Annotated in this window: 18 protein-coding genes; 8 read left to right on the forward strand and 10 right to left on the reverse strand. The window is 45.3% G+C overall.

What is annotated here, in order from left to right; all coding sequences use genetic code 11:
• Positions 1 to 5: 5 nt before the first annotated feature.
• Positions 6 to 491, reverse strand: a complete 486-nt coding sequence (locus tag LGT40_RS15505) for a disulfide bond formation protein B (RefSeq protein ID WP_226073516.1) — start codon at positions 489 to 491, stop codon at positions 6 to 8.
• Positions 492 to 561: 70 nt separating this feature from the next.
• On the opposite strand from LGT40_RS15505, the gene LGT40_RS15510 reads away from it, so the two are divergent.
• On the forward strand, positions 562 to 1,074 hold the full coding sequence (locus LGT40_RS15510; protein WP_226073514.1) for a zinc ribbon-containing protein: 513 nt from the start codon (positions 562 to 564) through the stop codon (positions 1,072 to 1,074).
• A 1-nt stretch (position 1,075) separates the two neighbouring features.
• Here the strand turns inward: LGT40_RS15510 and LGT40_RS15515 are convergent, their stop codons facing one another.
• From LGT40_RS15515 to LGT40_RS15530, 4 genes are read right to left on the reverse strand one after another with little or no spacing between them, the layout of a single operon-like run.
• On the reverse strand, positions 1,076 to 2,254 hold the full coding sequence (locus LGT40_RS15515; RefSeq protein WP_226073512.1) for a cupin domain-containing protein: 1,179 nt from the start codon (positions 2,252 to 2,254) through the stop codon (positions 1,076 to 1,078).
• Entirely contained in the window at positions 2,251 to 2,850 is a 600-nt protein-coding gene (locus tag LGT40_RS15520; RefSeq protein ID WP_226073510.1) for a histidine phosphatase family protein, read from the reverse strand. Before LGT40_RS15520 ends, LGT40_RS15515 begins: the two co-directional genes overlap by 4 nt.
• A 2-nt stretch (positions 2,851 to 2,852) precedes the next feature.
• Entirely contained in the window at positions 2,853 to 3,293 is a 441-nt protein-coding gene (locus tag LGT40_RS15525; protein ID WP_226073508.1) for an NfeD family protein, read from the reverse strand.
• Position 3,294: 1 nt separating this feature from the next.
• Positions 3,295 to 4,218, reverse strand: a complete 924-nt coding sequence (locus LGT40_RS15530) for an SPFH domain-containing protein (RefSeq protein WP_226073506.1) — start codon at positions 4,216 to 4,218, stop codon at positions 3,295 to 3,297.
• 123 nt (positions 4,219 to 4,341) lie between these two features.
• Between LGT40_RS15530 and LGT40_RS15535 the strand changes: the two genes are divergently transcribed.
• Positions 4,342 to 4,977 (forward strand): CsiV family protein, encoded by a 636-nt coding sequence (locus LGT40_RS15535; protein WP_226073505.1) that lies wholly within the window; start codon positions 4,342 to 4,344, stop codon positions 4,975 to 4,977.
• Here the strand turns inward: LGT40_RS15535 and LGT40_RS15540 are convergent.
• Both LGT40_RS15540 and LGT40_RS15545 read right to left on the reverse strand, forming a co-directional pair.
• Positions 4,961 to 5,695 (reverse strand): S-methyl-5'-thioinosine phosphorylase, encoded by a 735-nt coding sequence (locus LGT40_RS15540; protein ID WP_226073503.1) that lies wholly within the window; start codon positions 5,693 to 5,695, stop codon positions 4,961 to 4,963. The two genes, LGT40_RS15535 and LGT40_RS15540, sit on opposite strands and share 17 nt — an antisense overlap.
• Positions 5,692 to 6,228, reverse strand: a complete 537-nt coding sequence (locus LGT40_RS15545) for a hypoxanthine-guanine phosphoribosyltransferase (protein WP_226073501.1) — start codon at positions 6,226 to 6,228, stop codon at positions 5,692 to 5,694. The genes LGT40_RS15540 and LGT40_RS15545 overlap by 4 nt, the downstream gene beginning before the upstream one ends.
• A gap of 64 nt (positions 6,229 to 6,292) precedes the next feature.
• Here LGT40_RS15545 and LGT40_RS15550 point away from each other — a divergent pair, with 64 nt between their 5' ends.
• The 3 genes from LGT40_RS15550 to LGT40_RS15560 are packed head-to-tail and all read left to right on the forward strand — an operon-like array spanning position 6,293 to position 8,941.
• Positions 6,293 to 7,213 (forward strand): ABC transporter substrate-binding protein, encoded by a 921-nt coding sequence (locus LGT40_RS15550; RefSeq protein WP_226073499.1) that lies wholly within the window; start codon positions 6,293 to 6,295, stop codon positions 7,211 to 7,213.
• On the forward strand, positions 7,203 to 7,979 hold the full coding sequence (locus tag LGT40_RS15555; RefSeq protein WP_226073497.1) for an ABC transporter ATP-binding protein: 777 nt from the start codon (positions 7,203 to 7,205) through the stop codon (positions 7,977 to 7,979). The genes LGT40_RS15550 and LGT40_RS15555 overlap by 11 nt, the downstream gene beginning before the upstream one ends.
• Positions 7,976 to 8,941 (forward strand): FecCD family ABC transporter permease, encoded by a 966-nt coding sequence (locus tag LGT40_RS15560; RefSeq protein ID WP_226073495.1) that lies wholly within the window; start codon positions 7,976 to 7,978, stop codon positions 8,939 to 8,941. Before LGT40_RS15555 ends, LGT40_RS15560 begins: the two co-directional genes overlap by 4 nt.
• Before the next feature lie 290 nt (positions 8,942 to 9,231).
• On the opposite strand, the gene LGT40_RS15565 is transcribed toward LGT40_RS15560, so the two are convergent.
• Positions 9,232 to 9,645, reverse strand: a complete 414-nt coding sequence (locus LGT40_RS15565) for a hypothetical protein (protein WP_226073493.1) — start codon at positions 9,643 to 9,645, stop codon at positions 9,232 to 9,234.
• A 127-nt stretch (positions 9,646 to 9,772) separates the two neighbouring features.
• Between LGT40_RS15565 and trhO the strand changes: the two genes are divergently transcribed.
• Positions 9,773 to 10,768: an oxygen-dependent tRNA uridine(34) hydroxylase TrhO gene (gene trhO / locus LGT40_RS15570; RefSeq protein WP_226073492.1), complete on the forward strand. Its 996-nt coding sequence runs from the start codon at positions 9,773 to 9,775 to the stop codon at positions 10,766 to 10,768.
• Complete coding sequence (ggt, locus tag LGT40_RS15575; protein WP_226073490.1) at positions 10,768 to 12,435, forward strand: gamma-glutamyltransferase; 1,668 nt, start codon at positions 10,768 to 10,770, stop codon at positions 12,433 to 12,435. The genes trhO and ggt overlap by 1 nt, the downstream gene beginning before the upstream one ends.
• A 4-nt stretch (positions 12,436 to 12,439) precedes the next feature.
• Here the strand turns inward: ggt and LGT40_RS15580 are convergent, their stop codons facing one another.
• Positions 12,440 to 12,901, reverse strand: a complete 462-nt coding sequence (locus LGT40_RS15580) for a hypothetical protein (protein WP_226073488.1) — start codon at positions 12,899 to 12,901, stop codon at positions 12,440 to 12,442.
• 32 nt (positions 12,902 to 12,933) lie between these two features.
• Here LGT40_RS15580 and LGT40_RS15585 point away from each other — a divergent pair, with 32 nt between their 5' ends.
• Positions 12,934 to 13,698 (forward strand): TatD family hydrolase, encoded by a 765-nt coding sequence (locus tag LGT40_RS15585; RefSeq protein WP_226073486.1) that lies wholly within the window; start codon positions 12,934 to 12,936, stop codon positions 13,696 to 13,698.
• Here LGT40_RS15585 and LGT40_RS15590 read toward each other — a convergent pair whose 3' ends face one another.
• The gene (locus LGT40_RS15590; RefSeq protein ID WP_226073484.1) at positions 13,699 to 13,992 is read right to left on the reverse strand and encodes an encapsulin-associated ferritin-like protein; all 294 of its coding nucleotides are present in this window, start codon (positions 13,990 to 13,992) and stop codon (positions 13,699 to 13,701) included.
• Positions 13,993 to 14,028 lie beyond the last annotated feature (36 nt).

Genomic DNA, 14,028 nt, shown 5'->3' on the forward strand with positions numbered 1-14,028 from the left:
ACGTATTAATGCTGTCGCCAGGCAGCAGCAATTGCCAAGCAAAACATCCCCAGAAATGCCAGCAGCGTCCATGCAGGAATACTGAGGCTTAAGAATGTCCACGACACTTCTGCGCACTCTCCTGAACCACGTAAAACTAACGACAAAGCATCGGCCAGGGGAAAGTTTTGCATAATAAAGCCCATGCCTGGACCACAACTCGGAACTTGATCAGCTGGTAAACTTTGTAACCAGACATGTCGTGCCGAAATCGCTGCTCCCATTAACGCCATTACACCAATCAAACCTGCGTAAAATCGGCTACCGGTTTTTGCTGGATTATGTATAGCGGCTATCAGAAAAAATACCCCGATAATGAGTACGACCACACGCTGCAAAATACACAATGGACAGGGTTCCAGTTCCAGGACATGCTGCATGTAAATTGATGCCAGCAATAAGGCTAAACAAAATATAAACCCACCAAACATAAGCTTGCGTGCAGTGATCAAAACGGTTTCCTCCGTTGGATTAATTTGTGCTAAGTTAACTTAAAAACCGCATCATATAAAGGGTTAAGTCATGTCAGATAATAACTTTGAAGAAAAGTTCACCGCAGCTTACGACAAAATGATGGAGCGCATTGAGCATTTTTTTGATGATGCCGAGACCAATGCTGCTCCAACACTTAGGCAACGGATAGAACTGGCAAAGCTACGTGCAATAGAATTACGAGAGATGACCAGCGAAGAAGCCGACAAAATTGCTTATTATGTCGAGCGTGATTTGCATGATGCTGCTGATTATTTAGAAACCACAGGCAAAGAATTTTCTACCTGGTTTAATTTTGATTTACAGCTGATCGAAGCACGGTTATACGAAATGTTTGCTTCGGTTGCTGACAAAACCCGACTTGAACTCCGTCAGTTGGCCAGTCAGGCACAAATTGCCCAGCAGTATTACACAGGAGAAATTACCGGTATCGGCTCGCTTATTTGTGAATCATGTGGCACTGAAATGCACTTTAAAAAAACCGGACGAATTCCACCCTGTCCTAAATGTCGCCATACTGAGTTCAGACGTCAGGCAAAATAATTCAAACAACGTCAGCAGACCAATACCATGCGCCTTCCGCTATCAGTTCAAATAACACTTCAGTTAATGTAGGATAATGCCGTATCGCTTGCCAATCAGCCTGAGTAAGTTCTTTTTTTGTGGTTAACATGGCAAGTAGCTCGGTGCAGGCCAGCTCGACTTGATACCCCTCACCCGCCACAAACAGAAAAGCTGTTGCGTCATCTCTGAACCAGGCAAAACGTAAATACTGATTACGTTGCATATGCTCACCATGACTAAAGCGCTTATCCATTTCGATCAAGGTGGGTTTATCTGTGACAAACTCGTCAGCAAAATCCACTAATGTCGGCTTGGTTTCAGTCACTAACCGACCGACGGCCAAAGGTAATAAAGCAGCATTCTCATTTAAACAATCAAACAACTGATGTTGAAATCGTTTTATCGCACTGGCGTCAATTTCAGTCATCGAAGCTGTCGCCTTTACATTAGCATCGCTATAGAGCTTTTCACTTATATCCTGCTCTAAAAGTGTGTGAGTAAAAGCATCTAGCAACTGTTGTTGCGATGAGGCCCGAAACCCCACTGAAAAGGTTAAACAAGGATTAAGAGCAATGCCATGATGTGCATAATGCGGTGGCAGATATAACATATCACCCGGCTGTAAATCCAACTGCCGGTCAGCTGTAAACTCCTGCAATATGCGTAAATCGGTATCGTCTCTGAAAACAGCATTATCGATTGGCCTGTCACTGATTTGCCATTGTCTGCTGCCTTGTGCCTGAAGTAAAAAAACATCATAGCTATCCGTGTGTGGCCCGACTGAACCGCCTTCAGGCGCATAACTCACCATCACATCATCACGACGCCAATCGGCCAAGAAATCAAAGGGCCTCAGCAATGCTTGCAGCGGCGGGTAATGTTTATCCATATCCTGAACCAGTAAGGTCCAATGTGTTTCGGGTAATTCAGCAAAATCAGCCTGGTCAAACGGTCCATGTTCCAATTGCCAAGGCCGATCACCGAACTCCCGAATCAGACGTGATTCAATGCCGTCTTCACCCGCAAAATTGACAAGATCCTCCGGGGTAAGATCACTGACCGGAGCAGCAAACGCCTGACGAATGACTAATGGTTTCTTTTGCCAATATTCATCCAGAAACTGCTGTTGACTCAAACCGGTATTAAAAAATGCCGTCATAAGGTTCCTGCATGAAACTGTAACTGGGGATAAAGCCTGGGTTCTTTGTTATGAATGACAACACGACTAATCGCTGCGTAAGGGACTTGAATACGAAACATGGCCTCAAGGGGCATCGCCAAGACTTCGGCGAGAATAATGCGAATAACGCCAGCATGAGCAACCAGCAAAAGATGTTTATTCGTGTGGATATGCAATAAGTTTTGCCAGGCTTGTTGAATACGTTGCTGAAATGCTAGCAATGGTTCTGCATTCGCTGGGGTATTTTTTATCGGATCATCGTAGAAAGCATAAAACGCTTGTTTATTCTGCTGTTCCAATTCACTCGCGGTCTTACCTTCCCAATCGCCAAAACCGATTTCCATAAATGTCGAGTCATACTGCAACGAAATTGCGTATTTATCGGCCAGTTCTTTGGCGAAAGCTGCACATCGAGTAAGAGGTGAGCTGACAATATGTTGCCAGGGTTGAATCTTTTCAGTGGCAGAACGCATTTGCTGCCAGCCCAAATCACTTAACGGGTCATCCAATTGACCACGGTAACGCATTCCGCCTTTGGGTTCCCCATGGCGCATCAAATCGATTACTAAAGCCATCTTTAACCAACAATTTCAACTTTCAGTATGACACTGTCTACAGCCACCACCTGCACTCGGGTTCCTATCGGACAATCCGGTCCATGCACTTTCCAGGTCGAGTCGTCGAGAATCACTTTGCCCTGACCATTTACAATGGGATTGGTCAGGGTAATGATACGACCTACATGTTGCTCGCCACGTCGATTTAATAACGGTTCGTCTGTGGCAATGGGGTGCTTAAGGTAATATCTGCGCCATAAAATAATACTCAGCACCGCCAATACTGCAAACATTAGCCACTGAAACTGCCAGGGTATCTCTGGAAACAATAGTAATACCAGGCCAGTGACAAAAGCTGCAATCCCTAACCATAACGCAAAAAAACTTGGCAGAATAATTTCCAGGGTGATCAGCATCACAGCCAAAACCCACCAATGCCAAAAATCAATTACAAATACCATCTTATTTCTCTTGCCTTACAAAAGCTTCTTTCGCCAGCTCAGTAATACCGGCCAGCGAACCAATCACACTGCCTGCTTCCAGAGGCATCATGATAATTTTGTGATTGTTGGCACTGGCCATGTCCTTCAGTGCTTCGATGTATTTTTGTGCAACAAAATAATTTACTGCCTGCACATCACCCTGAGCAATTGCTTCCGATACCATGGTGGTCGCTTTGGCTTCTGCTTCGGCTAGACGCTCACGAGCTTCCGCATCACGAAATGCCGCTTCACGTCGACCTTCAGCATCTAAAACGGCCGCTTGTTTTTCACCTTCGGCCCGTAAGATTTCTGATTGGCGATGTCCTTCCGCTTCAAGAATATTAGCGCGCTTAATACGCTCTGCTTTCATCTGCCGCCCCATCGCTTCAATTAAATCAGCCGGCGGTTCAATATCTTTAATTTCAATACGGGTGACTTTAATTCCCCACGGTGTGGTGGCATCATCTACCACCGTTAATAAACGGGTATTGATTTCGTCACGCTTAGATAATAATTCATCCAGATCCATTGAGCCCATTACGGTCCGCACATTAGTCATGGTTAAATTCAGAATAGCGTTATCCAGACCACTGACTTCATAGGCTGCTTTGGCCGCATGAATCACCTGATAGAAAACCACACCATCAACCCGCACCATCGCGTTATCTTTGGTGATAATGCCTTGAGAAGGTACATCCAATACCTGCTCCATCATGTTAATTCGTGCGCCAACCTTATCAATCACTGGCACAATCAGATTCAAGCCTGGTCGCAGGGTTTTGGTATAACGTCCAAATCGCTCAACGGTAAATTCCCAGCCCTGATCGACGGATTTGACCCCCATTAAAATGAGAACAATAGCCAGCACCAGTACCACGATAACAAATAGTGAAAAACCTTCCATTACTCTGCTCCATTGCGACTTTTATGTTCACCGGATGATACCAGTAAAATAGATCCTCAGATCTTGGACTTTTTGGAGTGAGCATAAGACAATAGGCATATTGACCTTTGAGGACTGTTTTACATGAAATCTTTGAGCCTTTTCCGTTGCCTCTGTTTTGTCGCTTTAATGGGGTTTGGTGTCACTGCACAGGCTCAACAGTGGTATCACGTTGAACTTGTGGTGTTTGAATTACTCAATCCTTCTGATAACGAACAGTCACCCATATTTACACTACAGGATCCCGCCCCATTAAGAGTGGGTATGGCCAATAAAGCAATTCAACCAGCAGATAACAAAAATCTTGGTAATATTGCACAGCGTTTGCGCAACTCGGCAGGCTATCGTGTCGTGACTCACCAATCCTGGCAACAGGCTGTGGGAAACCGTAATACAGCTCAGGCCGTAGCCATCGAGTCAGATCGGGTAAAAGGGCAAGTGCGTTTTCACATTGCTACATATCTGCATGCTAATCTGGATTTGTGGTTACAAGATGGGATGCAATCCGTTGAAAGTGATTCATTCCACACCCTGCATCAACCGCGGTTGGTGGAGATGCGTCGCATACGTAGCAAGCAGGTACATTATTTTGATCACCCTCGTTTTGGTGCGATTTTACAATTGATCCCGGTCTCTACACCGGATCAAGTGTTATCCAATATGACCGGTCCGGAAACCTACTCATTACCGGCAGAAGGTGAGGCTACAACAGCGGAATAGCACTTTTTAACAGACGATGAACCCGATGCATGGAACTATCCATGGTTTCGATAATGACCTCCATTGATAAAGGGTGAGAACTTATACCAGCGGCATGGTTAGCCACCACAGCAATACTGGCATAGGCAATATTCAACTCTCGAGCTAATCCCGCTTCAGGCATTGCTGTCATGCCCACCACATCGGCTCCGTCGTTTTTCAGTCTACGAATTTCAGCAGCCGTTTCCAATCTTGGGCCCTGGGTAACCGCATAAGTGCCACCATCAATCACTGTCATTTCCACGATATTGGCAGCCAGCTGAATCTGTTGCCGCAGGGTTTCATCAAATGGATAGGTGAAATCGATATGTCTAGCTGCTGAAAAGTCTTCACTGAAAAAACTGGACTCCCTTCCCCAACTATAATCGATTAATTGATCAGGCAAAGCAATTACTCCGGGTTTATAGAGTTCTGTAATTCCACCAACTGAAGCGACAGCAAGAATTTGCTCCACCCCTAACTGGTGCATGGCCCAGATATTTGCCCGGTAATTAATCAAATGCGGTGGAATGGTATGGTGTTCGCCATGGCGAGGAATAAAAGCGACGTCTTTACCCGCAAATTTCCCAATCATTAAGGGCGCCGATGGTTCACCAAAAGGTGTTTCGCGTTGCATCTGTTGTTCAAGCTCTAACCCCTCTAAATGGCTTAAACCACTTCCCCCAATTAATCCAATCATGATGCATTCTCCTTGACTGCAAAAATACCGGGTGCGTTACGCAGATAACCTTTGTAATCCATGCCAAAACCGAAAACATATCGATCAGGAATTTGTAAACCAATGTACTCCGGTTGGATGCCGAATTTATTGGTATGTTGTTTATCGGCCAGTACTAATGCTTTCACCGAGGCAGCGCCAGCCTGCAGACAGAATTCACGTAATGCGGCTAAGGTGATCCCTTCATCATAAATGTCATCGACCAGCAAGACATGGCGTTGTTTGAGATCAATATTGGGTTTAGCTCGCCAATTTAACTCCCCGCCTACCGTTTTATCACCATAACGTGTGACATGAATATAATCCGTTTCCAGCGTAAATTGCAGTTTTGGCAGCAAATGTCCCATCGTCATCACAGCACCATTCATCACACACAATAACACCGGCGTTTTATCCTGATAATCTCGATTTAACTCGTTTGCCAGTTGCTCAAGACTTTGATCAATCGCTTTTAAAGTAAATAAGCACTCAGCTTGCGGTAGCATTTGATTCATGGGTTTACCTATCTGTATCAACATCAGGCAGTATAATAGGCTGATTTGATTACGGGAAAGCCAAATGGCTCGTTTTTGGCCAGTTCTGCTATTTATCGCGTTTGCTATTTTCATCTGGCTGCAGCCTGAACAAACGCCAACCAATAGCTCGACATCGACATTACCAACTCCGCAGCGGATCATCAGCCTGGCCCCCAGCATTACTGAAACACTGTTTGCAGTGGATGCTGGCGATAAGGTGATTGCTGTGACCGATTACTGTCAGTATCCAGCCCGGGTAAAAAATTTACCTAAAGTCGGTGGCTACCTTGACCCGAATCTGGAACAGATTGTTCGTTTAAAAGCTGATTTGGTCATTCTGTTGGAACGGCAATATGCGCTAAACCAGCAACTGCAACAGTTGGGCATTCGAACCTTGAGCATTGATAATTCCAGTCTGCAGGGTATTCGTCAAAGCATTATCGATATTGCCGCCGCTGTGGATAAGACAAACAAAGCACAAAGCCTACTAAGTGATTTTGACAGTAGACTGGAAGCCATACGTCACGCTGTTGAAGCGCAACCCAAACCCAGAGTGTTAATCGCTATTGCGCATAGCTCAAACACAAATTATTTAGATAAGGTCTATATTGCCGGACAACAGGATTTTTATAATGATTTATTGCCATTTGTCGGTGCCACCAATGTCTATCAAGGCAATCAATTACGAGTACCGGCACTTTCAACTGAAGGTCTGTTAAGGCTTAACCCAGAGGTAATCATTGATATTTTTCCGGATTCGGCCGTGTATTCACCGGACATTGCTACACTCCAGCAGCAATGGCAACGTCTGGATAAAATCAATGCCATACAAAATGATCAACTCCACATTATTCAAGCAGACTATGCGGTTATTCCAGGGCCAAGAATTATTCATCTTGCTGAAGATCTGGCGCGGATCTTTCATCCAGATATCGATTGGCAACGGATGAATCATGTTGATTAGTGCTCGCGACATTTTTGTGGAAATTGCCGGTAAAACTCTGCTAGAGGCCATGAGTTTTGACGTAGCACAGGGGGATTATCTTTGTATTGTAGGTCCCAATGGTTCCGGCAAAAGCACCTTGTTAAAAACGCTGATCGCCATTTTGCCCCTGAGCGGCGGTAAACTCACTCTGAATGCTCAAGCGATTTCCCAATATCGCCACAAACAATTGGCGAGGCTTATCAGTTATGTCCCGCAAAGTGGTGGAAATCATCTGTCTTTCATCGTGGAAGATTATGTGAAAATGGCCAGATATAGCCATCACCATGTCTTTTCGGAATGGCAAGCCCATGATCAGCAAGTGATAGAAAATGCGCTTAACATTACTGAATGCCAAGCTTTTCGGGATCGTAAAATGTCGACGCTGAGTGGAGGTGAATGCCAACGAGTGATGATTGCTGCCGCTTTAGCACAAGATACACCGTTGTTAATTCTGGATGAGCCAACGGCCTTTCTGGATCCGCATCATCAAGTAGCCGTTCACCAGCTGATACGTAAGCTTAATCAACAACATGTTAAGACTATTATTGAGGTCACTCACGATATCAATCATGCCGCACAACATAGCCAAAACGTCTTGGCATTACGCGATGGAAAATGTCTGTGGCAAGGTCCTGCGAAGCAATTTTTAGATGCTGATCGCTTACAACAGCTTTATCAACAAGCATTTGTATTTGCCCGTCACCCTTTCCATGATCGATTGATTGCTGTGGCAGATGAATCATGAATATCGCCGTTAAACTGAGTATATTAGGACTATTGAGCATGATGGTCGTAATGATCAGTCCCTGGCTGGATTTTGTCGCACCCAGTTCGGCTGAAATCCAACAAATGATTATTCATGAATTACGCATTCCAAGAGTGTTATTTGCATTTACTGCAGGAAGTGGGCTCGCTTTATGTGGCCTGGTGTTTCAGGCAATGTTTCGTAACCCGCTGGCCACACCATTCACACTCGGCGTGGCCAGTGGTGCCTCGCTTGGGGCTGCAATCAGTGTATATAGCGGACTCAGCTTTACCATTCTGGGGCTCAGTGCCACCAGTCTCAGTGCCTTTGCCGGCGCATTGATTGCCATCAGTTTTGTTTACAGCATCAGTCGCTTTCGTTTCGGGTTTTCTGGTGAAACATTATTGCTGACCGGGGTTGCTATCAGTTTTTTCTTTTCCAGTTTGATCCTGTTCATTCAGTACCTCAGCAATGTCGCCGATTCTTTTCAAATACTACGCTGGTTAATGGGCAGTTTAACGGTCGTCGGTTATCAGGAATTAAAACAATTATTACCTTTTGTCACATTAACGGCCGGCGTGATTATTTACCTGAGCCGAGAATTAAATCTGCTCATGGCCGGCGATGAAATCGCGTTAAGTCGGGGCGTTTCCGTAAAATATGTGCGCTATGCCTTGTTTTTTGTCACCTCGTTATGTGTCGGTGCTATTGTCGCCCTCTGTGGACCGATTGGTTTTGTCGGCATGATGGTGCCTCATATCTGTAGATTAATCATTGGTGAAGATCATCGGTATCTGATCCCTGCGACGTTGCTTTTTGGGGGCAGCTTTTTGGTGATTTGCGATACGCTGGCCCGCTTGGTCATTGCTCCGGCGGAGTTGCCTGTCGGTGTAATTACGACATTATTAGGAGGACCATTTTTCCTCTGGCTACTAATGCGATATAAATCGAGACATGCATGATGGTGAGTAGACAACCGTCGGAGTTAAAGGCACTTTAGGTTGTAACTAACTGTTTTTGATAATGGATATGGCCGGGGATTTGGCGAGAGAAACTATCCTGAATCTGATTTTATTCACATTGATACCGGCCGTATTCGGCAGTGGTGTTCAAAGGGGCTTTACTTTTCGCTGCCGCGGTTGTAACTGGTGTGAGATATATCCACAGACATAAGTGCTGTAGTAACAACTAATTCGCGAATGTGGGGTAGAAATTGTCTCCAGTCGAGATGGCATAAAAGTTCACCCAGACACTAGCCCTCAGCAATTTCCTGCATCAGTAATTGCGCCTGTTGGTAAAAAAGTGCCATTTGTCTCTGATATTGTTCGCTGAACTGTTGATGATGTTGTTGCATTTTATGGTGCAGTTTCCGCAGTTTATTATGAAATTCCCGTTGTTTTTGCAGATCGAGATAACTGTCACAACTTGTCATGCAATGCGGATCAAGACCACACTCGTAACGGTTAATAGTTTCTTCGTGCTGCATGATTAAATCAACGTGCTGGTCCAGCTTGGCAGTATGTTGAGGTAAACTGCGTTCAAGCTTATGCAACATCGCAATCAATCGATGAGTATGATGGGTCCAGGAATTTGCATCCGCCAGCCAGCGTGCATGATCAGCCCGCCACTGTTCACTTTCTGTTTTGAGTTTTTGCAATTCATCCATTTCACACCTCAATGTATTGCTTGGTAAAATCATTTACAACTTGTTGAATCTCACTGTCAACTAAGCATACACGACTCGACAATATCCCTGTAAAATATAGGGTTTTAAATCTTTACGGAATATCTATATGGCTCAAACTGTGGTCTGCGCATTGTATGAATTTGTCACTCTGGATGATTATGCGGCGATCAAACCATCGTTGCTTAAATTTATGCTGGATCATGAAGTACGCGGCACATTACTGCTGGCTTACGAGGGCATTAATGGCACGGTAGCAGGATCGCGGCAATCAATAGATGCGTTGTTAGATTATTTGCGGTCTGATCCCCGTCTAAAAGAGTTGAGTTTTAAGGAGTCCTATACCGATACCCCGCCTTTTTTACGTAGCCGGGTAAAGTTAAAACGTGAAATTGTGACAATGGGTGTGGAAGGCATTGATCCAAAGCAATCCGTCGGTACCTATATCAAACCCAAAGACTGGAATCAGTTGATCAGTGATCCAGAAGTTTTGCTGGTCGATACACGAAATGATTATGAAGTTCAGGTGGGCACTTTTAAAAATGCTGTTAACCCTCATACAGAAAGTTTTCGTGAATTTCCAGAATATGTAAAACAGCATCTGGATCCGCAAAAACATAAAAAAGTCGCCATGTTCTGTACCGGCGGTATTCGTTGTGAAAAGTCTACGGCTTATCTCAAAGAACAAGGTTTTGAGGAGGTATATCATCTGGAAGGTGGCATCCTCAAATATCTGGAAGATGTCCCCGAACAAGAATCCCTGTGGGAAGGTGAGTGTTTTGTATTTGATGAGCGGGTTACCGTAAATCACCGTTTGGAAAAAGGTGAATATGATCAGTGCCACGCCTGCCGGTTACCAATCACCGAAGACGATAAACAAAGTGAAAAATATCAACGTGGCGTTTCCTGTCCGCATTGTTTTGATAAAACCACCGCCGATCAGAAGGCTCGCTATGCTGAACGGGAAAAACAGATACAACTGGCTTTACAGCGAGGCGAAGCGCACATCGGTATGGAATCTAATGAAGCCGCTGAACTTCATCGACTGGAAAAAGCCCGCCGCAAAGAGCAGGATCGACTCGCTGCCCTGATAAAACAGCACTGATGAGATTACTCGCTACCCTACTGCTCTATGTTCTGATCCTGCCGGCCAGTTTCGCGCAACATCACAGCGGACAAGCCGCAATTGCATCAGCCCATCCATTGGCTACCGAAGCCGGGTTTGAAGTTCTGCAGCAGGGTGGTAATGCCTTTGATGCTGCGATTGCCGTCAGCGCAGCCTTGGCTGTGGTCGAACCTGCCGGATCCGGTTTGGGCGGTGGTGGCTTCTGGTTATTGCATCGTGAAGCTGACAAAAAACAGGTTATGTTGGACAGTCGTGAAACCGCACCATCCAAAGCCCACCGAGATATGTATCTCGATAAAAATGGCGATGTCGTGCGTGATCTCTCATTGAACGGACCATTAGCTGCCGCCATACCGGGAACACCCGCCGCTCTGGACTATTTAAGTCAGCACTATGGCAAATTGCCACTAAGTGTCACCTTAGCCCCCGCTATTCGTTATGCTCGAGAAGGCTTTGCAGTTACTCCCCGTTATCAACGCTATATGGGATTTCGCCAGCAAGCCCTGAATCCCGAAGCAAAAGCGATATTTTTGGATGGAGATAATATTCCGGTTTTAGGCACTAGAATTGTCCAGCAGGATTTGGCCAAAACATTGGAAGCCATTGCTCAAAAAGGTCGTGATGCGTTTTATCAGGGTGAGATTGCCAAACAGATGGTGAAATCTGTACAGGCAGCTGGGGGAATCTGGACAGAGCAGGATCTGGCGGCTTATCAACTGAAAATTCGCCAACCTGTAAAGACACAAATAGCAGATTACACCATGACCACGGCAGCATTACCCTCGGCGGGTGGGCAATTGATCACACTGATGTTCAATCAATTAAATACACTGGATTACTGGCAGGCAGATGCGCAACAAAAGCGGCATTGGTTAATTGAAGTCATGCGACGGGCATATCGTGAACGCACGATGCATCTGGGTGATGATGATTTTGTTGAGGTACCGGAATATTTGATTGACCCCGAATATGCAGCTCAAATCGCTAAAGATATTGCGCCAGACACGGCGAGTAAAAGTGAAGCATTGTCAGATGAGTTCACCAACAAAGGACAAGACACCACACACTTTTCGATTGTCGATCAGAATGGCAATCGTGTCTCCGCCACATTAAGTATCAACTATCCTTTTGGCAGTGGATTTGTTGCCGGCAATACCGGTGTCTTACTTAATGATGAAATGGATGATTTTTCCGCATTAAGTGGAAGCCCCAATGCCTATCAGCTGGTCAGTGAATCGGCCAATGAAATCGAACCCGGAAAACGCCCCCTCTCCAGCATGACACCCACTTTTGTTGAAAATGATCAACGTTTACTGGTTTTGGGTACACCGGGAGGCGGCCGGATTATTACTATGGTAATGCAAGGCATCTTGCATTTCATCGAAGGACAAGATGCCGCTGGAATTGTTGCTGCCCCAAGATTACACCATCAATATCTGCCAGACAAAGTACAACTGGAAACCCCTGGTTTTAGCGAAGCCGATCAGTTGGATTTAAAACGTCGTGGACATCAGCTGGAGGTTTTAAACAGACAGTTTGGCAATATGCAGGTCATTGTGGCTGATAAAAAAACCGGCCTACTCAGCGCCGCCAGTGATCCCCGTGGTGAAGGTTTGGCAAGGACTGACATTATTATCAATGACTAAACCTTCAGAGTTTCATATCCGCCGGCATAATCCCTTTTCTGGATTGGACCAACGCGCTGCCCTCCAGCACAATCAACACAATCAGTGTCAATGAAATAAGCACCAAAGCAAACCATCCTAATACTGAACGTTGAATAAAACGCATGCTTTGATCTGCTTGCGCCATCAATAAGAACCAGCCGATACCAAAAATGGCTGCCGCAACCAGATAAGCGCCCAGTAGATAGAGACTGCGTCTCCAGGCCAGCTTCCAGTGGGCTTGAACCAAAGCATTTTGGTTTTGTGAATGTCGTGCTTTGTATGCTATCGAACCTATCATGACGAGTGAACCTAATAGCGATAACGAGACGATTAACCAGAGATTGCGGGTACCAAAGAGAATCGCCGGTACAAAAAAATGAAATATCGCCACGTTGAACATTAATCGCTCATGTGGCTTACTGGCTTCATGATAGATTTCAGACATAAGATGTTCCTCTGGATAAAGGCAGTCTTAATATGTTGCACCTGATCGATAGTCATTGCCATCTCGACTTTAACGATTTCGACAAAGACCGCATTGCAATTATGCAAAACTGCGCTCGAGCCGGTATTGAAAAAATCGTTATCCCGGGTGTGACAATCGCCAGCTGGCCTAAACAAATCGAGTTGTGCAGTCGTCATCCGATGTTATCACTGGCCCTAGGTTGTCATCCGATGTTTATGGAAGCACATCCTGATGATGCGCTGCAACAACTTGAACAAGCCGTGAAACAATATCAACCGATTGCCATTGGCGAAATAGGCCTGGATTTTTATGTGGCCGAGGCTGATGTCGCAGCTCAGCTTCGTTTATTTGAAGCTCAGTTGGATATCGCCGTTCAATATAGCCTGCCCGTTATTCTCCATGTGCGCAAAGCGCATGATCAAGTGTTAAAACTATTACGCCAAAAACAATTACCTGGAGGTATCGTGCATGCTTTTAGTGGAAGCGCACAGCAGGCTGAGCAATATCGTGAACTTCATTTTCTCTTGGGCATTGGTGGTGCATTGACCTATCCTCGAGCACAGAGATTACAACGCTTGTTCAGCGAACTCCCCCTTTCGCAAATCGTTTTGGAAACCGATGCCCCCGATATGCCACTATGTGGTTTTCAAGGACAACGTAATTCGCCGGAAAATATCCCGCTGATTTTGGAGAAACTCAGCCAGTTGCGTGGTGAATCAAGCGATTATATTGCTGAAATCACCACGGCGAATTGTCGTCAGCTTTTCAATATCTGATTACTCGTGGTGATGACCAATCTCTCCTTCAGTGAACAGATAATCACGTAACTGCTCATCCATTTTTTTATCTTTACGGCGTATCCACTCCAGTGTCATGGCCGCATGTTCTTTTTCTTCGTCACGATTATGCTCAAGGATTTTTTTCAACTCAGCATCTTTGCAAGCGTCTACGCGCTGATTATACCAATCCACGGCTTCCAGCTCCTCCATCAGAGAAACAATCGCACGGTGCATATCTTTGGTTTCGTCTGATAATTCATTGAACGGCTCGTGGTAACCTTCATTTGACATTTATGTTTCCTTAGCAAAAATTGAACAGAACCCAAG

Origin of the sequence: Methylophaga pinxianii (genome assembly GCF_020447225.1) — a bacterium.
GTDB lineage: Bacteria > Pseudomonadota > Gammaproteobacteria > Nitrosococcales > Methylophagaceae > Methylophaga > Methylophaga pinxianii.